Source organism: Antrihabitans stalagmiti (assembly GCF_016482825.1).
Taxonomy (GTDB): Bacteria; Actinomycetota; Actinomycetes; order Mycobacteriales; family Mycobacteriaceae; genus Antrihabitans; species Antrihabitans stalagmiti.
Map to the genome: position 1 here is coordinate 141,043 of NZ_JAEMNV010000004.1, position 19,225 is coordinate 160,267.

Annotated in this window: 17 protein-coding genes; 7 read left to right on the top strand and 10 right to left on the bottom strand. The window is 64.2% G+C overall.

Annotated elements, in window-relative coordinates; genetic code table 11:
* The first annotated feature begins 25 nt into the window (after window positions 1-25).
* Both JGU71_RS13680 and JGU71_RS13685 read left to right on the top strand, forming a co-directional pair.
* Window positions 26-1,765 (top strand): sensor histidine kinase, encoded by a 1,740-nt coding sequence (locus JGU71_RS13680; RefSeq protein WP_307829644.1) that lies wholly within the window; start codon window positions 26-28, stop codon window positions 1,763-1,765.
* 77 nt (window positions 1,766-1,842) lie between these two features.
* On the top strand, window positions 1,843-3,474 hold the full coding sequence (locus tag JGU71_RS13685; protein WP_199704715.1) for a protein kinase domain-containing protein: 1,632 nt from the start codon (window positions 1,843-1,845) through the stop codon (window positions 3,472-3,474).
* Here the strand turns inward: JGU71_RS13685 and ligD are convergent.
* From ligD to JGU71_RS13700, 3 genes are all read right to left on the bottom strand, one after another.
* Window positions 3,449-4,423, bottom strand: a complete 975-nt coding sequence (ligD, locus tag JGU71_RS13690) for a non-homologous end-joining DNA ligase (protein ID WP_199704716.1) — start codon at window positions 4,421-4,423, stop codon at window positions 3,449-3,451. The two genes, JGU71_RS13685 and ligD, sit on opposite strands and share 26 nt — an antisense overlap.
* Before the next feature lie 28 nt (window positions 4,424-4,451).
* The gene (locus JGU71_RS13695; protein WP_199704717.1) at window positions 4,452-4,724 is read right to left on the bottom strand and encodes a DUF4242 domain-containing protein; all 273 of its coding nucleotides are present in this window, start codon (window positions 4,722-4,724) and stop codon (window positions 4,452-4,454) included.
* A gap of 132 nt (window positions 4,725-4,856) precedes the next feature.
* Complete coding sequence (locus JGU71_RS13700) at window positions 4,857-6,524, bottom strand: helix-turn-helix transcriptional regulator (protein WP_199704718.1); 1,668 nt, start codon at window positions 6,522-6,524, stop codon at window positions 4,857-4,859.
* A gap of 267 nt (window positions 6,525-6,791) precedes the next feature.
* Between JGU71_RS13700 and JGU71_RS13705 the strand changes: the two genes are divergently transcribed.
* The 3 genes from JGU71_RS13705 (at window position 6,792) to JGU71_RS13715 (ending at window position 8,021) form a co-directional block, all read left to right on the top strand.
* Complete coding sequence (locus JGU71_RS13705) at window positions 6,792-7,343, top strand: HNH endonuclease (protein ID WP_199704719.1); 552 nt, start codon at window positions 6,792-6,794, stop codon at window positions 7,341-7,343.
* 66 nt (window positions 7,344-7,409) lie between these two features.
* Window positions 7,410-7,664, top strand: coding sequence for a WhiB family transcriptional regulator (locus JGU71_RS13710; protein ID WP_199704720.1), 255 nt, complete (start codon window positions 7,410-7,412; stop codon window positions 7,662-7,664).
* A gap of 66 nt (window positions 7,665-7,730) precedes the next feature.
* Entirely contained in the window at window positions 7,731-8,021 is a 291-nt protein-coding gene (locus tag JGU71_RS13715) for a DUF1905 domain-containing protein (protein WP_199704721.1), read from the top strand.
* Here the strand turns inward: JGU71_RS13715 and JGU71_RS13720 are convergent.
* Window positions 8,014-10,215: an MMPL family transporter gene (locus JGU71_RS13720; protein ID WP_199704722.1), complete on the bottom strand. Its 2,202-nt coding sequence runs from the start codon at window positions 10,213-10,215 to the stop codon at window positions 8,014-8,016. The two genes, JGU71_RS13715 and JGU71_RS13720, sit on opposite strands and share 8 nt — an antisense overlap.
* Before the next feature lie 91 nt (window positions 10,216-10,306).
* On the opposite strand from JGU71_RS13720, the gene JGU71_RS13725 reads away from it, so the two are divergent.
* Window positions 10,307-11,236 carry an SGNH/GDSL hydrolase family protein gene (locus tag JGU71_RS13725; protein ID WP_199704723.1) on the top strand — a complete coding sequence of 310 codons (930 nt, stop codon included), beginning with the start codon at window positions 10,307-10,309 and terminating at the stop codon, window positions 11,234-11,236.
* Window positions 11,237-11,287: 51 nt separating this feature from the next.
* On the opposite strand, the gene JGU71_RS13730 is transcribed toward JGU71_RS13725, so the two are convergent.
* Genes JGU71_RS13730 through dprE1 form a run of 3 tightly spaced genes read right to left on the bottom strand, consistent with a single transcriptional unit; the run spans window position 11,288 to window position 15,419 of the window.
* A complete protein-coding gene (locus JGU71_RS13730) occupies window positions 11,288-13,198 on the bottom strand; it encodes a galactan 5-O-arabinofuranosyltransferase (RefSeq protein WP_199704724.1) in 1,911 nt (636 codons plus the stop codon).
* 4 nt (window positions 13,199-13,202) lie between these two features.
* On the bottom strand, window positions 13,203-13,964 hold the full coding sequence (dprE2, locus tag JGU71_RS13735; RefSeq protein WP_199704725.1) for a decaprenylphospho-beta-D-erythro-pentofuranosid-2-ulose 2-reductase: 762 nt from the start codon (window positions 13,962-13,964) through the stop codon (window positions 13,203-13,205).
* Window positions 13,965-13,979: 15 nt separating this feature from the next.
* Window positions 13,980-15,419: a decaprenylphosphoryl-beta-D-ribose oxidase gene (gene dprE1, locus JGU71_RS13740; protein WP_199704726.1), complete on the bottom strand. Its 1,440-nt coding sequence runs from the start codon at window positions 15,417-15,419 to the stop codon at window positions 13,980-13,982.
* 39 nt (window positions 15,420-15,458) lie between these two features.
* On the opposite strand from dprE1, the gene JGU71_RS13745 reads away from it, so the two are divergent.
* A complete protein-coding gene (locus JGU71_RS13745; protein ID WP_307829645.1) occupies window positions 15,459-15,920 on the top strand; it encodes a GtrA family protein in 462 nt (153 codons plus the stop codon).
* Here the strand turns inward: JGU71_RS13745 and JGU71_RS13750 are convergent.
* Genes JGU71_RS13750 through JGU71_RS30405 form a run of 3 tightly spaced genes read right to left on the bottom strand, consistent with a single transcriptional unit; the run spans window position 15,913 to window position 19,217 of the window.
* Window positions 15,913-16,533: a pyridoxamine 5'-phosphate oxidase family protein gene (locus JGU71_RS13750; RefSeq protein ID WP_199704727.1), complete on the bottom strand. Its 621-nt coding sequence runs from the start codon at window positions 16,531-16,533 to the stop codon at window positions 15,913-15,915. The two genes, JGU71_RS13745 and JGU71_RS13750, sit on opposite strands and share 8 nt — an antisense overlap.
* 45 nt (window positions 16,534-16,578) lie before the next feature.
* Window positions 16,579-17,235, bottom strand: a complete 657-nt coding sequence (locus JGU71_RS13755) for a Crp/Fnr family transcriptional regulator (protein ID WP_199704728.1) — start codon at window positions 17,233-17,235, stop codon at window positions 16,579-16,581.
* Entirely contained in the window at window positions 17,232-19,217 is a 1,986-nt protein-coding gene (locus JGU71_RS30405) for an adenylate/guanylate cyclase domain-containing protein (RefSeq protein ID WP_199704729.1), read from the bottom strand. Before JGU71_RS30405 ends, JGU71_RS13755 begins: the two co-directional genes overlap by 4 nt.
* Window positions 19,218-19,225: the final 8 nt, after the last annotated feature.

The following is a 19,225-nucleotide window of genomic DNA, read 5'->3' on the forward strand; positions in this document are numbered from 1 at the left end:
AGACACCAGGACAGGAGGTCGGGCCGTGAGTCGGCTGAGCATTGTCGCGGTCGCTCTTGCCACCGCCGGATTGACCGCCGCGATGGTTGTCGCCGTCGATTGGGACGCATTCCGGGCGGTGAAGAATCCACTCGAACTGGTGATGTTCGTCCTGGTCGGGTGGGCGTTCGTCGGAGCGGGCATCGCGAGCTGGCGGATCCGCCCGCACGACAACACCGGCAAGCTGATGATCGGAGCCGGATTGCTCTGGCTCGCTCGCGGGTTCAACTTCTCCAGCCAGCCGATGCTGTTCACCATCGGCTGGGCGCTGATCGTCGCGTACTTCGCAGTGCTCATCCAGGTGGTGCTCGGCTTTCCGCTCGGTCGGCTGCGTAAATCGTGGGAACGGTGGTTCGTTGCCGGTTGCTACACCTATTACCTCGGCTCCGCGATGCTGGAGTTGGCGTTCGCCGATCCGGGTCGTGTCGCCGGTCAGACCTCTGGCGAACCGATCAACCTACTGTTGATACGCGACGACCCCGACGTATTCGATGCCTTGCAGCTTGTCTTCGGCCTCATCGACGTGTCCATCGCGATCGTCATGATCGTCGTGCTGTACCGCCGCTGGCGGCGCGGGTCCGCGGCATACCGGTCCGCGTTCGCGCCGCTGTGGATCGTGGCGTTGATCGGAACGGCCGTCGTCTTGACGCTGTACGCGATCGACGCGACGTCGCCAGGTGCACTCGACGAAGCCGGTGCAATCATCGGGTATGCCGCGACCATCCTGTCGCCGCTGTCGATCGCGTTGGGGCTGTGGCGCTTCCGAGTTGCGCGCGGTGCCGTCAGCGACGTGATGGTCGAGGTCGGTGCCGCGCCACTCGGCGAAGACTTCTCGAGGGCACTGCGACGCGCGGTCCGTGATCCGAGCTTGGTGCTGTGGTCCTGGTCGGCCGATCGGCGTTGTTACGTCGATGCGGAGGGCCTCGGGCATCGACTGCCCGACGACGACGGTCCGCGAGCGGCGACGGTCCTCGAACGCGACGGGGTGCCCGTCGGTGCTCTCGTCTACGACCAGTCACTTCGTGATCAGCCGCAACTGATCGCAGCGGTCCGCAGCGCCGCAACCGTTGCGCTGGACAATCATCGGCTGCAAGCCGAACTCGAGGCGCAGCTCGAGGAGGTCCGGCAATCCCGCGGTCGGATCGTCGCTGCCGGTGACCAGCAACGCCGCAGGCTCGAACGCGATCTACACGACGGTGCCCAGCAGCGGCTTGTCGCCGCGTCGATCCTGCTGCGCCGCGCACAACGGTCGCAGCACGACCCACAGATGCGCGACCTGCTCGTTCAGGGTGCGGCAGAACTGGATTCGGCGTTGAAGGAGCTGCGTGATCTCGCCCGCGGTGTCTATCCGCCGGTGCTGCAGGAGCGTGGGCTCGGAGCCGCGCTGGACGGACTCGCCGAGCGGTCACCGCTGCCGCTGGAGATAGTCGACGACCTGGCCGAGCGCCCAGCGGCGGCCGTCGAACTCGCCGCCTACTTCATCGCGGCCGAAGCGGTGACGAACGCGATCAAACACAGCGCGGCCACCCACGTCGAGATCGCGATGAGCGCTGCGAACGGCGAACTGAAGCTCGTTGTCGCCGACGACGGCTGTGGCGGCGCGACATTCGGCCCGGGTGGCGGTTTGAGTGGACTGCTCGATCGCGCCTCGGCGCTCGGCGGGCGGCTGGCGGTGCTCAGCCCCGAGGGTGGCGGAACGAAAGTGACGGTCCACCTGCCGCTCTAGTGCGGGCTGGGGTTGAATGGGTGTCTCGGGCTTTCTCGGGGGCTGATAGCCAGGACGCCAGCGAAACAGGTGGAGACATGGGTGGATACGACCTCTCACCGGGTGCCGTGTTCGCCGGCTACACGATCGAAAACGGCATCGGTGTCGGCGGAATGGGATCGGTCTACGTCGCGCGCCATCCGAACCTGCCGCGCCGCGTCGCATTGAAGTTGCTGCACAAGAATCTGACGTCGGACGACTACGTCCGTGCGCGGTTCGAATTCGAAGCCGACCACGCCGCCAGGCTCGAACATCCCAACATCGTCGCAGTCTACGACCGCGGCAGGCACCGCAATCAGTTGTGGATCTCGATGCAGTACGTCGCGGGAACCGATGTCGCACAATTGGTTCGGGATCAAGTGCTGCCGCCGGATCGGGCGTTGCACATCGCCTACGAGGTCGCCCGCGGACTCGACTACGCCCACAGCGCCGGAGTCTTTCACCGTGACGTGAAGCCCGCCAACATCCTGCTTGCCGATGCGCCGTACCCGGGCGAGTCCGAGCGAGTGTTGTTGACCGACTTCGGTATTGCTAAGGCACTCGACGACACCGTGCACCTCACCGAGACCGGGATGTTGGTCGCGACACTGCGATACGCAGCGCCGGAGCAGATCGACGGTGCCGAGGTCGATCATCGGACCGACCAATACTCGTTGGCGTGCACACTGTTTCATCTGGTGACGGGCGCACCGCCCTATCCGGGACCAAACCCGTCGGCAATCATGAACGGACACTTGAACGCTCCGGTGCCGCGGGCGAGTGCTTTCCGACCTGGGCTGCCCGCAGCGTTCGATCAGGTGCTTGCCAAAGGTTTGGCCAAGAAGCGGGCCGACCGCTACGACTCGTGTGTGGACATGGTCGACGCGGCGAGGGCGGCGTTGGCTGCTGCCGAGCCGGATCAGACCGTGCCACATAGGGTCCCGCGCACATTCGACTTGGACGCCACGGACCCCGACGTCACCGCATTCGCCCCGAACTCACAGGCGTTGCGAGTGGTGCTGACCGACGATTCGGTGTTGCTTCGCGAAGGAATCGCTCGGCTGCTGCAAGACGAGGGCATCGATGTGGTCGGGCAAGCGGGCGATGCGACCGCTCTGCTCGAACTGGTGGCCGAACACCGTCCCGATGTTGCCGTCGTCGACATTCGGATGCCACCGACGCACACTGTCGAAGGTATCGAGGCGGCGATCACGATCCGTCGTGACTATCCGGACACCGGGGTGCTGTTGCTGTCTCAGTACGTCGAGACAGAGAACGTGATGAACCTGCTCGACGGGGGAGCGGGCAGTCTCGGCTACCTGCTCAAGGACCGTGTTGCCGATGTCGACGAGTTCGTCGACGCCCTCAACCGCGTCGCTGACGGCGGGTCCGCTATCGATCCGGATCTGGTCGGCAGGCTCGTTTCCCGACCGCACCGGGGGCATCGACCGCTCGACGAACTGTCGGCCCGCGAGCGAGAAGTGTTGCAGCTTATGGCCGAAGGTCGTTCCAACAAGGCGATCAGTGCGTCGTTGTTTCTCGGCGAGCGGACCGTGGAAGCCCATGTTCGGAGCATCTTCGTCAAACTCGAACTTGCTCCCGAACCGGAGGATCACCGGCGGGTCCTTGCCGTGCTGACACATCTGCGGGCAGCGCCACCACCGGTCAGTCGTCCCCACCCGGATCTGTGACACCTTCGGTTTCGTCGCGTTCGGCCCACTCCAACAGCCGTGAAATGTCGAAAACCGCGTCGTCCATTCCGGCGTGGAGGTCGCCGAGTTCGGCGAAACGTGCTGGGACGGTTTGCATCGTGAAGTCCTGCGGGTCGGCGTCGTCGATCTCGTCCCACGCGATCGGCGTCGAGACAGTTCCGCGTGGATTGCCTCGCACGGAGTAGGCGCTGGCGATCGTATGATCGCGCGCGTTCTGGTTGTAATCGACGAACAATGCGGCGGGGTCGCGATCTTTGCGCCACCACGTCGTCGTCACCTCGGACGGTGCCCGGCGCTCGACTTCACGCGCGAACGCGAGCGCCGCCCGGCGGACGTCTTTGAAGCCGTAGTCGGGAGCGATGCGGACATAGATGTGTAAACCCTTGCCGCCGCTGGTCTTCGGCCAGCCGATCGCTCCGAGGTCGTCGAGCACCTCGTGTGCGACGTGCGCAACACGACGCACGCGGTCGAAACTGCAGTCCGGCATCGGATCGAGATCGATGCGCCACTCGTCGGGGAATTCGACGGCTGCACTGTGTGTGTTCCACGGATGAAATTCCACGGTCGACATCTGGACCGCCCAGATCACGTGCGCCAACTCGGTCACACACAGCTCGTCGGCGTTGCGGTTGTAGCGAGGGAAGTGCACCCGAACCGTGTTCAACCAGGGCGGAGCCCCGTTCGGTACGCGTTTCTGGTGCACTTTCTCGCCGCTCAAGCCTGTCGGAAAGCGATGCAGCATGCACGGCCGCTCGTAGAGCGCATTGACGATGCCGTCGCCGACCGATAGGTAGTACTCGACGAGATCGAGTTTGGTGGCACCGGTCTCCGGAAAATAGATGCGATCCGGATTGCTGATCCGCACCACCTTGTCGTCGATCTCGAGCTCGACGGCAGGAGATTTCGACTTACCGGAACTGGTGGCCATACCTGCCAAGATAGCTGTCCGGCGCGGATCAGTCGGCGGTTGTCGGATCGATGACGGTCCCGATGCGGCTGATCCTGTTCGCCGGAAAGCCGGACAGTTCAGCATGTTCGCGCACGGCGTCCTCGTCGTCGGCGACGTAGACACAGTAGATCTTGTCGTCGGTCACGTAACTCTGCTGCCACTGTGCGCGGCCTTCCATCGTGGCCAACGCGGCGTTCGAGGTCTGGGCTGCGCCCTGCAGTTCTGCCTGCGTGAGATTGCCAACGCTTGGCATGTCGCGTTCGATTACGTACTTCGGCATCGGATTTCTCCTTCGAGGGTGTCCCCGGGTGTTGGGGTTGCGATACCAAAATTACGGTCGGCGGCCTGTGTCGGACATCGGCATCGGCCGTCGTTGTCGGACTGTCCGGGTGGGCATTTCTACCCACAGCGGTCAGCGGCGACGCGGGTCCACGATGCCGTTTTCGAACGCGTAAGCCGTTGCGGCGGAGCGGGATGTGACCCCGAGCTTGGTGAAGACGTTCGCGACGTGCCGGTGTACGGTCCGCTCACTGAGGAACAGCGCTGTCGCGATCTCACGGTTGCTGTTGCCTGCAGCGATGAGGCGCAGCACCTCGATTTCGCGGGTGCTCAGCCCTCCCGGCGCGGTCGATGCGCCCCGTAGTGCTGCAACCCTCTGGATGTCCGGGAGTGCGCCGAGCCGTTCGAAAACCGTTGCTGCTGCGTCGAGTTCGAGTGCGACGGCGTCGTCGTCACCCAACCCGCGGTAGGTTTCGGCCAGCAGAAGACGGGTCCGGGCCGTCTCGTACGGCGCTTCCAGTTGCTGCCACTGTCTGCAGGCCGTACGCAACACCGGAAGTGCCGTGACCGCCTTGCCTTCGGCGAGCAGCACCGCACCGCGCGCACGAGTGGCTGCTGCGGCGAGCCCGGAGCCGGAATGCGTCTGCGCGGCCTCGGTCAGCGCAGCCGATGCCCGCCTAGCGGTGTCGAGATCGCCAGCCGCAAAGGCGATTTCGAGCTGTGCGAGATGAAGTCGGCTCCGTGCGGATCGGCTCAGGTGCTCGTCGGCAAGCGCCGTACGGATCGAGGACGCGGCAGCCTCGGTGTTGCCTTGCGCCAGCCGAATCAGAGCGAGACCGGGCTGGGGATCGGCACCGAGTTCGTGGGCGGCGCGCAGGGATTCCTCCGCGCCTGCCAGGTCGCCGCGTAACCGAAGGATCTCTGCGACTTCGTAACGCGCGTCCGAGGCGACGCCGGAGTTGACGTTCACGGTGTCGGCGTGTGCGCGCAGCGCTTCCGTCATGGCGTCGTCCCAGCTGCCGTGCAACTGCAGTACCTGAGCGCGATGGACGCGGCAGATGCCGGGGTAGAGGTTCGCGTCGGGCAGTGGGCTGCACCATTGCGTCGCGGATTTCGTGACTTCGCTTGCCCGTCGAAGGTCGGTCAGTTCGTGACAGACCGACATCACGTGGCAGTAGATCGCCCCCGACCAGAACGGGGTGACCTCTCCCGTCGACACCATCAACATCGCCTCGTCGAGTAACGCGAGGCCTTCGTCGAGCTGTCCGAGAGCGACAAGCGTTTTGCCTTCGCAGAGAACACCGACCGCGACGAGATCGGTGTTTGCAAGGGTCCGGCCGAGCGTATGCATCCGCGTCGCCGACGCCATCGCCGTGTCGGTGTCTCCGCGCCCGAGCGCCTGAGCCGTTTCGAGGTAGAGAGGGAAGCCGTGGGCGGCACATTCGGGGATCTCGTCGAGCAGGTGGTAGCAGCGGCGCATCCAGCCGGCGCCCTTCGACACATCTCCACGCAGGCCCGTGTGCAGGCCCAGGTAGAAGGCCGCCATCGCCGCATCGGCCGTCTGCCCGACGTCGACGAAAATGCGATGAGCGCGAGTGAACGCATCGAGTGATTCGTCGATCTTGCCGAGCCACCACGCGGCCTCGGCCAACGCAACGAGGTCCGCGCCGGACAGTTCCCCATTGGTTTTGCCCGCAACGAACCAGTCGTACGTCGCCTGCCAGTCGCCGACGGCATGCACATCGAGCGGTTTGTCGACCAACGCCCGATCCGGAGGGGTTTGGTCGACGATCTCCACCATCGTCCCAGGGTAATCCCGCAAAACAACTCGCTCTACATTGTCGAGCCGATGTGTCAGCATTGTCTTCGATATACGTTGCCGCACGGGTAATGGTTCACGCGAGGAAAGAGCAGAAGGGAGTAGCAGTGCGCACGCCGAACAGTGTCGAAGTTCGATTTATGTGGCAGGCCGACGCCGGTCCGTTGCGCTGCTGCCTGGATTCAGCGCAACCGATCCAGTCCTGATTCCTGCATTCCCGCACTACCTTTCTCGAGACGGTGATGTCCCATGCGCTTTCGCAACCAACCCGCAGTACTGACTGCCGACAACTGGATACGCACGTCCGTACTCGTGTTGAACGTGACGTTCGAGGCTCTCACCGAGATCCCCGCCGACCGCGCGGTGGTTTTGGTGAGCGTGGGTGCCGCCGAGTCGGTCGCCGACCGCGATCCGGTCTTCCCGATCCGGTCGCATTACACGGAAATGGCTCTGCCGCAGACGATTCGGCTGCTTCGCTACGTCTACATCGAACACTACGTGCTCGTCTACGACGGAAGCCGAGCAACATTTGCGGGTGTGCTCCGGCGTGACAGGTACAGGTGCGGCTACTGCGATGCGTCGTTCGCGGGCACGGTCGACCACATCCTGCCGCGCAGCCGTGGTGGACCTGACACCTGGGGGAATTTGATCGCCTGCTGCGCCGAGTGCAACTGCTACAAGAGCGACCGCACGCCGGAGGAAGCAGGCATGCGTCTGCTCTGGGAGCCGAAAGCCCCTCGGCACGAAGAGAAGACGCAGCAGCGGATCTGGAAGGAAATGAGGGCGCTCCGCGCCTCGTGAGTCCTTCCGGAGGGCCCGACCTCCGAAAAGACTCACGAGCGGCGTAGCCGCCTGGAAAGGAATTCGATGACCGAAGTACTGGATATCAGGACGCTCGCCGACCTGCTGCCGATCTCGGACGCGCCCGATTGGCTCCGGGCTGCGTGCCGCGGTGACACCAACCCCGAAGCCTGGTTTCCTTTCCCGACGCAGGACTACGGCTACGCACTTTCGGTGTGTGCGAATTGCCCGATCATGCTGCAGTGCGGCGAGTTCGGGCGGGCAACAGGCCAGTCCGGGGTGTGGGGCGGCCGCAACCTCGACCGAGGTCGCGTGCAGTAGCGATGATTCCGGGACGGTTCGACAGTCATAGCTGTCGAACCGTCCCAGCCTCGAAAGCGAGTTGCCATGTCGACTGCCAAGACCGCACATCCGATCGACCTCGAATTCACCGCCCCGATCGAAAAGAACGGAGCCTTCGCCACCTTCCTGACCGTGCCGAATTCCGCGGAGTATTTCGGCACGCGACGTGCGATCAAAGTGTCCGGCACCGTCGACGGGCACCCGTTCGACGCGACGCTGATGCCATCCGGTTCGGGTCCGCACTGGATGCCGATGCGAGCCGCGATGTGCAAACAAATCGGCAAAGCAGAGGCCGGCGTGGAGGTGACCGTTCGGTTGCAGCAGCGACTCAGCTGAGCGCAGCCACGTCGGCGCCGTGTTCCGCTGCGAGCCGCTGCTCCAACTTCTCACCCTCGATATCGGGATCGGGGACGTGTTTGGCGAACCACAACGGGTGGTACCAGAGCGTGCCCTTGACGATCGCCATCACAGCGGGCACCAACGTCAGTCGGACGACGAAGGCATCGAGGAAGACGCCGACCGCGAAACTGAAACCGATCGCCTTGATCGTCGGGTCGTCGTTGACCATAAACGCCAGGAAGATCGAGAACATGATCAGCGCGGCGGCGGTGACAACACGCGCCGACAGTCCGGTGCCGCGTTCGACGGCGCCACGTGCGTCGCCGGTCTTGGTGTAGTCCTCCTTGATGCGCGACACGACGAACACTTCGTAATCGCTCGAGAGGCCGAAGATGATGGCCAGCATGATGATCGGCAGGAAGCTGACGGTTTCGCTCGGTGTGATGCCGAGCAATTCCTGGCCCCAGCCCCACTGGAACACCGCTACCTGTGCGCCGAACGCCGCGGATACAGACAGCAGGAAACCGATGATCGACTTGATCGGGACGAGGATCGTCCGGAACGCGAAGGTCAGCAGCAGGAACGCAAGGCCGATGACGACGAAGAGGAACACTGGCAGTGCGTCCGAAAGCTTCTTGGAGACATCGATATTGGACGCCGTGCCACCTCCGACGAGTAGCGTCGCGCCCGTCGTCCCTTCGATGCGAGTGCGGTCGCTGCGGATGCGGTCCACCAGTTTCGCTGTCTCAGGGTCGTTCGGTCCGGTGGTCGGTATGACGCTGATGATGACGACACCGTTGTCGGCGCCTGCCAATGTCGCAGCAGCGACACCTTCTTCCTTGCTCAAGGCTTCGACGATCGGCGCCGCGGCAGCCGGGTCGGCGAGATTCTCCGCGACGACGAGCAGCGGGCCGTTGAAGCCGACACCGAAGCCTTCGGTGGTGAGGTCGTAGGCGATGCGCGCGGTATCGCCCTCCGGCTTGGATGCGCCGGTCGGCAGGCCGAGCTTCATCTGAGTCGCGGGAATCGCTAGCACGATCAACGTCAGGACCCCGATGACAAGCACCGGTACCCGGAATCTGACTACGAACCGCGCCCACGCAGCGCCAGCCGTCTTCTCGGGCGTGTACGCGGCTTCGAGCGCGATCTTTTCGTGGTGTCCCGGCCGAAGTGGGGTCGCGAGGAACTTCGCGACCTTGCCACCGGCGAATCCCATCATCGCGGGCAGCAACGTCAACGCGATCAACAGGGCTACGAAAACCGCAGCGGCAGCGGCCAATCCCATGACGGTCAGGAACGGTATGCCGACGACGGCGAGTCCGCACAACGCCACGATCACCGTAAGTCCAGCGAACACAACCGAACTCCCGGCCGTGCCGACGGACAGCGCGACGGACTCTTCGGTGTCCATCCCCTGCAGCAGGTTGTTTCGATGCCGCGACAGGATGAACAGCCCGTAGTCGATGCCGCACGAGAGGCCGAGCATCAGCGCAACGGTCGTCGATGCCGAGGCGATGTCGACGACCGACGCAAGCGCGGTGACACCCATCAGGGTGGTGACGACACCGATGATCGCAGTCACGATCGGCAGACCCGCTGCGACGAACGCGCCGAACGTGATCAGCAGAATGACGAAAGCCATTATCAGGCCGACGATCTCGGGCAGTTCGGACACTTCGGTCAGCCAACCGGGATAGACGCTGCCCGAGTAGGCGACGTCGACGCCGACGTCTTCGGCAGGCACGACCGCAGCTTGGATCGCTGCCAACGTCGATTCGGGAACATCGACTGGGGAGGCAAGGAATTGAACCGAGGCGATGGCTACATCGGAGTTCGGCGCGATCGATCCCGGCGCGAACGGATCGGAAGCCGACACCACGCCGGGAAGCGTCTTCAGCTTGGCGACCGACGACTCGATCGCGGCCTTCGCGGCCGAATCCGTCAGCTTCGCAGCACCGTTGGTTGCAAACACAACTTGGGTTTGCCCGCCGTTGATCGCAGGCATTTTCGATGCGAGCAGGTCAGCGGTCTCCTGGGATTCGGTCCCTGGGATGGTGAAGTTGTCGTTTGTCTTGCCGCCGCTGGCATTTGCCAGCACGATCATTCCGATAGCGAGCGCCAACCACACCGCAAGAACCCAGCGGCGTTGCCGAAAGGTGAACCGCGCCAGCCGATACAGATAGGTCGACATTGCAGAGCCTCCGATGTTCGGCGGAACCGACGAGGAGCAATTTGGTGCAGTGTGACACAGCGGGCTGTGCAGCGAGGGCACAACGAAGGCGGTGAACGGGCTTTCGCTGCGGCAACGAGCGAGTGGCGATCACGCTGTGAGCCCACTCGCCGCGGGTAAGGTCTGCACGATGATGCTGGCATGGCGTTTACGAGCAATCGCGGTCACCGCAAGCCTGCTGTGCGCGACTGTGTTTGCGGGCGGTGTCGCTGCAGCGGCGCCAGGACACAACACCATCGCAGACGGCCAGTACTACGTCGCCCTGGGTGATTCGGGTGCTGCGACAACGGGTGTGCAGAGCTTCGATGTCGAGGCGCCGCTGCGGTGCGCGCAATCGACCGCCAACACCCCGAAGCTGCTCGCCCGCACCCTCGGCGTCCAGCTCGACGACCGAACCTGCAGCTCGGCGAAGATTCCGGACCTCTACGGTTCGCAGGGTCCCGGGGTCGCACCGCAGTTCGATGCGCTCGGCCCCAACACGAAGCTCGTGACTCTCCACATCGGCGCGAACGATGCGCGGTTCAGCGATTTCATCCTTTCCTGCGTCGCGGAGAATCTCGTTGGCCGCACCTGCGCGCGCGGCGAGGAGTGGAGCGCGGCGATCCAAGCCATTCGTCCGGCCTATGCAGCCGCGCTGGAGGAGATCCACCGCCGTTCACCTGACGCCAACGTCGTCGTCGACGGTTGGCCGATCTACTTGCGTCCGCAAGGGTGCGCCGATGCTCTGTTGACCGGGCCGAATGCCGCTTACGTGCAGTCGAAGTTCGACGAGCTGAACTCCGTTGTCTCGAGCGTAGCCGCTGCTCACGGTGCCGTCTACGTAGAAACTCGGACTGCGGGCCTAGGTCACGATGCGTGCGCGCCACGTAGTGAACGCTGGATCGAACCGGTCCTCGCAGATCAGACGCTGCTGCCCTTCCATCTGACGCTGCGGGGGATGAGCGGCATCGCCGCCGAACTAAAGGCCGCAAGCGGCTCGTGAGCACTTTCGGAGGGCGGAACCACCAAAAGGACTCACGAGCCGCGGAGCGGCCTAGGTCCTGACAACGAGTACGAAGGGCCCGATCTCGGTCACCTGGAAGCGAGGATCGGCGAACAGTTCCTCGGGAAAACTGACCGTGTAGCGGCGAACGTTCGGATCGTTCGGGTACACGTCCTCGGCCAGACGCAGGCTGTAGCCGTCGGGTCCGTAGCGGAACAGGATCGCGTCCGGCGCGCGCCACGGTGCCGCGTCCATTGCCGCAATCAGCTGGTCGGGGGTTTCGAGTTTGCTCCACTCGGCGATCGCCGCAGCCCGACCGTCGAAGTCGGCGAGCGGGTTCGCATAATGCGAGGTCAGCGCCTGGAAACCGAAGTACGGGTAGTAGCTGAGGAAGCTCGTGTCTGCCGTCAAGACAACCGTGTCGGCGCGCGGCCGTTGCAGTTGCGTCGAAAGAGCGTCGTCGATCTCGCGGTAGTACGCGGCACCGCCGGGCGGCCGCTTGTCGGCGCGGACGCCGTTGCCGTCGGTGTCGCTGTAGGCGGTGTTGATCTCGGGCTCCAGGTGTTGTGGGATGTCCTGCGCGAACGACATCGCACCGGCGAGACCAACGGCGAGCACGGCATAGCGAAAACCAGCTGGGCTCCCGATGTTGTCGTAGGCCGAGCGGGTCGCTTCTAGAAATCCGAAAACCCCCGCCGCAGCCAGCAAGCCGATCAAGATCGGTTCCAAGCGGAACGACAGCAACGTGCTGCCGAGGGCAGTGAACGCCATCGACGCAAGCGACCAGACGTAGATCGCGAGAACACCACAGCCGAGCGCGCGGGCCCGACGCGACGAACCGAACCGCACCGCGAGCCAGATCGTGCCGATCAGGCAGAGACCGCCGATAGCGGAGAAATGCAGCATCGGAAAGGCCAGCCGAGCCCCACCCTCTGGCAGGTAATGAAACGCCGTCCCCGATCCGGCCGGCCGGCCGTGGCGAAGTTCCAGCAGATAGGGCGCCCACACGATGAGTGCGATCACGATCGCGATGGCGCCGCAGACTCCCAAGCGAACAACGACTGGTACCGCGGCACGCCACGTATTGCCCGCCCGCACTGCGAGCACGGCTGCCAGGACGGCCATCGCTGTCACTGCAAACGCCGCGAGGCCGAGATAGAGCGTGTAGAACGTTGCGGCGACACCGAGGAACAATCCCGTCCCGATGACCGCGCCCCAACCGCCCGTGCCGGTGCTGTCGGGACGATGCAAACCTCCCCACGCGAGGATGAGCACCGGCGGAATCAGGACGGCGATGGTCGCGCCGTACGGTTCGGGAGAGGCGTAGGCAACGGTGACCGCAGCGACCGCCAGCCCGACCACTACCGCCCAGTCACCGCGAATCAGCTTGCTCCACAACACAAGTGCGACGACGGATGCTACAGCCAGCGAGGCGATCGCATACGGCTTGTATGCCTCCCAGCCGGCCATGCCGGTCAGGTTCGCGACACGACCGCCGATCCAGAACCAGCCTGCCGGGTAGAACGGCGGGACGTCGGCATAGGTCATGTCGCGCAGTGCAGCGGAATCGGTCAGTCGCGTGAGGTATTCGGTTCGAAACTCTTGATCGACCGAAATGCCGAACAGGTAGAGCTTGGTAGCACCTAGCGGCATGCCGAGTGTGACGGTGACGAATGCCGAAAGTCCGCCCCAGGAAAGCGCTTTCGCGACCAGCGGCCAGCGCTGGACCCGCAGCATCCAGATCGAGACGCCGAGCACCGCGATCGAGGCCACCTGCCCGACGGTCGTGAGCGCGCGCGTCACGTTCGACGAACTGAACGCGGGCCACTGAACCTGGGCGAACGCGAACAACCCGATTGCTGAGACGAGGGCAGCGACAACGATCGCCGCCGCCATCTCGGCGAGTGTCGACAGTGCGCGTCGCGCCGGGGCGGTGCCTGGCGCGATTTCGTCCACCGTCATCGAACTAGATCGGCAGCTTGCGGAAGATCGGCCGCGGAATGTGACGCAGGATCATCATCACGTAGCGGAACTGCCCGGGCGCCCAGACGAGCTCCTTGCCCTTGTCCGAGGCCCGAACAGCAAGTGCCGCAACAAATTCCTTGTCGACGGTCAGCGGTGCTTCCTTCACGTGCGCGCTGAACTTGGTCCGGACCATGCCGGGACGGATCACCAGAACGCGGACGCCGTACTCGCGAAGCGCTTCGCCGAGGCCGAGGTAGAAGCCGTCGAGTCCTGCCTTGGTGGAGCCGTAGACGAAGTTGGTGCGCTTGACACGCTCACCTGCGGCCGACGACATGGCGATGATCCGACCGAAGCCCTGACCGCGCATCTTCTCGCCGACGAGCACGCCGACCGACACCGCTGCGGTGTAGTTGACCTCGGCTATCTGCACGGCTTTGCGCTGGTTCTGCCAGAGTTCCTCGGGATCACCGTCGAGACCGAATGCGACGATCGCGACGTCCACATCACCGCCTGACCAGGCCTGATCGATCACGGCGGGATGGCTCGCTGTGTCGATGCCGTCGAAGTCGATGACATCGACCTTGGATGCACCGGCAGCCTGCACCTGCGCGACGGCTGCGTCGCGACCCGGATCGTTGGGCAGCGCAGCGAGGACGACGCGCGCAGGCCCCTTCTTCAGGTATTCCTCGACGATCGCGAGCCCGATCTCGGACGTGCCACCGAGAAGTAGCAGCGCCTGCGGATTGCCAACGGCATTGATCAATTTAGTAGCTCCAACTCACTGTAGTTCTAGCCTGCGAGCCATATCCGACATGAATACGCCTGTTGGATCGACCGTGCGGCGGACCTTGATCCACTCGTCGATCCGTGGGTACATCGCATGGAAAGTATCGGCGGTCGTCCGCGAATCCTTGGCTGTGTAGAGCCTGCCACCGAACTCGAGGACCCGACGGTCCAGCTCGGTGACGAACTCGTTGAGTCCGGCCTTGATCGGGAAGTCGACGCAGATGTTCCAGCCCGGGATCGGGAAGCTCAGCGGCGCTTGGTTGCCCGGCCCGAACAGCTTGAACACGTTGAGGAAGGAGTAGTGCCCGCTGGACTGGATGTCGACGATGATGCGTTTGAACTCCTCGACCGCTTCCGGCGGAACGACGAACTGGTACTGCAGAAACCCGTTCGAGCCGTAGGCCCGGTTCCACTCGCTCATCATGTCGAGTGGGTGGTAGAACGCCGTCAAACTCTGTGGCTGGTTCCGGTAGCTCTTCGCCTTGCGGTACCAAACTTCGGTCGCGAGGGTGAAGCTCGCCTTGTTCAGCAACCCGTTCGGGAAGAGGTCGGGGAAGGTGAACAGCGGCTTCGCGTCGAAGCGCAGCGGGTCCTTCTGCAGCTTCGCGGGCAGCTGATCGAACGTCGCGAGCGAGCCTCGCGATATTGCGGCACGACCGAGCTTCGGCGGCGCGCTGATCGCGTCGAACCAGCCGGAACTGTAGGTGTAGTTCTCTTCGCTGCCGTCGCTGTGAATGGCGATGGTCTCGTCGAGGCTGGACGTCACGTCGCCGTCGGCGATGAAGTACGCCGTCTCTGTCGGTGTCATCTCGATCGCCGCGCGCAGGATGATGCCGGTGAGGCCGTTGCCGCCGACAGTCGCCCAGAACAGCTTGGACGTCGGACCCTTCGGTGTCAGATGCCGAACCTTGCCATCGGCGGTCAGTAACTCCATCGAGCGAACGTGGTTACCGAAACTGCCTGCGCTGTGGTGGTTCTTGCCGTGAATGTCACACCCGATCGCGCCACCGATGGTGACCTGACGCGTGCCCGGAAGCACCGGAACCCACAGGCCGAACGGCAGAGCTGCCCGCATCAGCTGATCGAGGGTGACGCCACCGTCCACGTCGACGAGCCGAGTGTCGGCGTCGATCTTGTGGATACGTCGCAGCGGCGTCATATCGACGACGAGCCCGCCGCCGTTCTGAGCGTTGTCACCGTACGAACGACCGAGACCGCGAGCGACGACGCCACGCTTGAGGTGGCTTGGCTTGCTGTCGTTCTGCTCGGCGACCTGCGCGACCGCCTTCGCGATCAGCTCGATATCGGGGGTCGAAAGCACCTGCGCCGTCGTGGGGGCGGTGCGGCCCCAACCGGTGAGCGTGCGGGGCTGCGTGGGCAACGGCTGGGCTTCGTCGGGCGCCGCTGCCGTCTCCGTTGTTGTGGTGGACATCGGAGTAGAGGCTACCTGGCGCCGGATAGGCTCGTCAGCGTGTCCGGAACCGACCCGCAGCCCCATCTGCCTTTGCCCGTCGAGTTACCACTCGTCGACGAGCCCGGCGGTACCGACGTCGACCTCAAGACGCAGATCATCCGATTCGGGTTGACCGGCGGGCTCTCTGCGATCGTCGACTTCGGGCTCTACGTGCTCGGGTTGGCGATCGGGCTGCCCGTTAACGTTGCGAAATCGATCAGTTTCATCGCAGGCACAACCACTGCGTACCTGATCAACCGACGTTGGACGTTCAAAGCGCCGCCGAGTCGTGCGCGCTTCGTGGCAGTGGTCGCCTTGTATGCCGTGACGTTCGCGGTTCAGGTCGGTATCAACTGGGCGATCTACCACGCGCTCGACGACGAGTGGTGGCGTGTTCCTGTTGCCTTCGTCATCGCGCAGGGAACCGCGACGGTGATCAACTTCATCGTCCAGCGGGTCGTGATCTTCAAGATCAGCTGAGTTTGACGGGACGTGGCTCGGCCTTCGCGCCGAAGTAGTCGCCACCCTTGGATCGCATGTTGTCGGTACCCCACGCCCGCACCCGGGACTCGGGGACCATTCGCGGAATGTGTTTGCGGCAATGGATGTAGGCCTCTTCGACATCGACGACGACCCAGCGTTCCGGCAGCCGCCCCTTCGCACGTTCGGTGGGTAGGCCGCGGACCGTTGCGCGAATCACGTCGTCAGCGACGATCCGGGCGCTGCCGTTGATGTGGAGACCGATGAGATCTTCGACGAAGTCGATCAGCAAGATGCCGATGTGCGGGTTCTCGGAAATGTTGCCGAGACTTGCCAGCACACCGTTGCCTCGAAACTCCGGGTAGGCGACCGTGCGTTCGTCGATCACGTGGATGAAGCCGGGGGTGCCCGCCCGGAAACTCGAGTCACACTCGCCGTTGGCGTCGGACGTTGCGATGAAGGCCATGTCCATCCGACCGACGAACTCGATCATCGTCTCGTTGAGACGGTCGAGTACCTGATCGGAGTAGAACTTGTCGGCGCGATCCTGGGTGCCGAAGCGCTCCTGCAGCCGGTGCTCGCCGTTACTGCCAGGCCGGTTATCGTCGGACATCGGATCCTCTCCACAATTTCGAGCAATCGTATCCGGTTTAAGCCCTCAGCGTGCGGCTCTGTCGAGACCCGCACGGTCGATCACAGTGATCGTCCCCCGGCCGAGCGTCACTATTCGCTTGTCCTCCAATTCACGCAGAACCTTGTTCGCAGTCGCGCGTGTTGTTCCCGCCATCGAGGCAAGATCATCCTGCGTCAAGCGGATCTCCGCTAACGCATTTGCACCGCCGTAGACCCGCGCGAGATGGGCAAGCCGTCGTACCACCCGCTCGTCGACCGGCAGATACAACGCCTCGAGCACCATCGCCGACAATCGTCGCACCTGAGCGGCCAGGGTGTCGGTGAGAAATCGGTCGATCTGTGGCTGCTGTCGCCGCAGCCGGGCAAGTTGCTCGCGGCTCAGCGTCAGAGTCTCGGTGTCCTCGATCGCCACGACGGTCGCAGTTCGCCTCGCATGTGGACTCAGCAAAGCCTGTTCACCCCACGAGTCGCCGGGCCCGAGCAGCGACAACGTCGCCGTGTGACCGAGCGGTGTCGTCACCCGAACGATCTGCCTGCCGGACTGGATCAGATGAACGCAATCGCCCGGATCGCCTTCGTGACAGAGGATGTCGCGCCTGCGAAACCGGCGTCGAGTGCAGGTCGAGAGCACGTGTCTGCGCTCGTCGTCCGAGAGGCTGCGAAGCAGATCGAAGTCGGTCATCGCATACCTTCGAGGACGTAGACCGCGACAGGCTCGCGGCGACCTTTGACCTGCAATTCACCTCGGCTGCTCACCACCGCATTGTCGCCGAGTTGGGCCCTCGTCAGTGGCCCAATGACAACAGTCCCAGGCTCGGCCAATCCTTCGAGCCGCGCTGCGAGGTTCGTCGTGTCGCCGATCGCGGTGAAGTTGCGCATTTGTGCAGCCCCCACATTGCCAACCAGTGCGGGTCCGGTGTTCACCCCGACGCGAAACCGTGGCCAATCAGGACGGCCGTCAGCAACGCCCTCGATCGCGCGGTGCAAGTTCAGCCCGGCTCGCGCCGCGCGATGGGCATGGTCGGGTTGGCGGGTCGGCGCATTGAACAGTGCCATGACGGCGTCGCCGACGAATTGCACGACGGTCCCGCCCTCGTCCAGGATGACCGGCACGATCGCGCCGTAGTAGGTGTTGAGCATGTCAACCACCTGATCGGGTGACGACTGCTCCGAGAACGGCGTGAAGCCCCGCAGGTCGGCGAACAACACACTCACCTCGGCGATTTCGCCACCGAGACCAGCCTGCGTCGGATCCGCGATGAGTGCCGTCGCGACCGCAGGGGACATGTACGAGCGGAACAGTCCGTCGAGTTGCTGATACAACCGCGCATTCTCCAGGGCGACCGAGGTCTGCGATGCGAACGAGCGCAGCAGTGCGATATCGGAGTCGGAGAACTCGCCATCGCGGGCAACCTCGAGAACGCCTGCCGGTGTCCCCTTCACTGTCAGCGGCAGGGTCAACGCGGTTGAGTCCGCGCTGCCACCGTCCGCGAACTGCAGCTGCCCGCCGCGAATCAGGCCGAGCCGCAACCTGTCTCGATCGAACGCCGAGGCCGCGAGGCCGACCACCTCGTCCAGCAGTTCGGCCTCGCTTCTGATCACGCTGGAGCGCTCACCGACAGCTGCAAGCGCGCCGAGCCTGCGGACCTGCTCACGTTCGTTGCCGAGCGCGTGCGCGCCCTGTTGCAGGACGGCGATCTGACGTTCGGTCAGGCCGAAGCGACGCGACAGTTCCACTCCGACCGACCCGAGGGGTTCGGTCGCCGCGACGCCGCCGTCGGCGCGTTGGCGTAGCGCATTCACCATCTCCTCGAGCGCTCGCGCGTAGTCGCGTTCCATCGCCGCCATCGTCTGGCGCAGCGTGACCGAGTCGAACAACCCGTGCGCCGACCCCTCGCGCCGAAACTGCAGATGAGCGCTGAACACGATGAGCACAAACGCCGCGACCATCAGCAGGTGCCATTCCCACCACGATGCTCGCCAGCTGCGCCCGAACCCGACGGCGAACAGTGCCTCCGACAGCAGCACGAACGCGGTCAGGACACTGAGCAGCACAACTCCGCGAGTGCGCAGATATTTCAGGAGGTACCGGATCGCTGCGGTGAGGTAGAACGCCGAACCCACGAACGCCGCGGCGACCAGTGGACCGTGCGCCTCGGACGGGTCGGGCGCCCGATCCAGCGGTGGTAACCCGGCAAGCGACACGATGGCCCAGACGGCGAGCAGGACGAGTGGCAACGCGGCGAGCAGCGGTTCGAAACGTCTGATTCGCGCTGCGCCCGACGGTCCGTAGTCGATCGACGACGCCAACGCTGCCACCCCGCCGAGAACGAGGCCCACCGGGGTCGCGGCAACGAAACCCGCGTTGGGACTCGACAGGATGACGCCAGGCGTCGCGAGCGCGTGCAGGCCGAGAAAGCCTGCGTTGAACTGGAATACGAGCGACACCAGAATCAAACGCGCGTCACTGCGCTGTCGCGCCGCGCGAAGCAACACGAACCCGAGTGCCATCGCAGTCGACGCAGTCGCAAGGACGAGCCAGAAATGTACGCCGTGATGTTCGTAGTGAACGTCGAGGTGCGGCTTCGATACCAGCAACCACAACCCGAACGCGGGTATGGAGACGTGGATCAGCCACACGGCGACCCGAACGGGCGACGGCACCATTCGGG

What these genes read in the sequence shown, in the direction of transcription:
- JGU71_RS13715 (WP_199704721.1), top strand. Translation starts at nt 7,731, where the DNA reads ATGTCGACTGCCAAGACCGCACATCCGATCGACCTCGAATTCACCGCC.
- JGU71_RS13755 (WP_199704728.1), bottom strand. Translation starts at nt 17,235, where the DNA reads ATGACCGACTTCGATCTGCTTCGCAGCCTCTCGGACGACGAGCGCAGA.
- JGU71_RS13720 (WP_199704722.1), bottom strand. Translation starts at nt 10,215, where the DNA reads ATGTCGACCTATCTGTATCGGCTGGCGCGGTTCACCTTTCGGCAACGC.
- dprE1 (WP_199704726.1), bottom strand. Translation starts at nt 15,419, where the DNA reads ATGTCCACCACAACAACGGAGACGGCAGCGGCGCCCGACGAAGCCCAG.
- JGU71_RS13730 (WP_199704724.1), bottom strand. Translation starts at nt 13,198, where the DNA reads ATGACGGTGGACGAAATCGCGCCAGGCACCGCCCCGGCGCGACGCGCA.
- JGU71_RS13695 (WP_199704717.1), bottom strand. Translation starts at nt 4,724, where the DNA reads ATGCCGAAGTACGTAATCGAACGCGACATGCCAAGCGTTGGCAATCTC.
- JGU71_RS13685 (WP_199704715.1), top strand. Translation starts at nt 1,843, where the DNA reads ATGGGTGGATACGACCTCTCACCGGGTGCCGTGTTCGCCGGCTACACG.
- JGU71_RS13750 (WP_199704727.1), bottom strand. Translation starts at nt 16,533, where the DNA reads ATGTCCGACGATAACCGGCCTGGCAGTAACGGCGAGCACCGGCTGCAG.
- ligD (WP_199704716.1), bottom strand. Translation starts at nt 4,423, where the DNA reads ATGGCCACCAGTTCCGGTAAGTCGAAATCTCCTGCCGTCGAGCTCGAG.
- JGU71_RS13710 (WP_199704720.1), top strand. Translation starts at nt 7,410, where the DNA reads ATGACCGAAGTACTGGATATCAGGACGCTCGCCGACCTGCTGCCGATC.
- JGU71_RS13700 (WP_199704718.1), bottom strand. Translation starts at nt 6,524, where the DNA reads ATGGTGGAGATCGTCGACCAAACCCCTCCGGATCGGGCGTTGGTCGAC.
- JGU71_RS13705 (WP_199704719.1), top strand. Translation starts at nt 6,792, where the DNA reads ATGCGCTTTCGCAACCAACCCGCAGTACTGACTGCCGACAACTGGATA.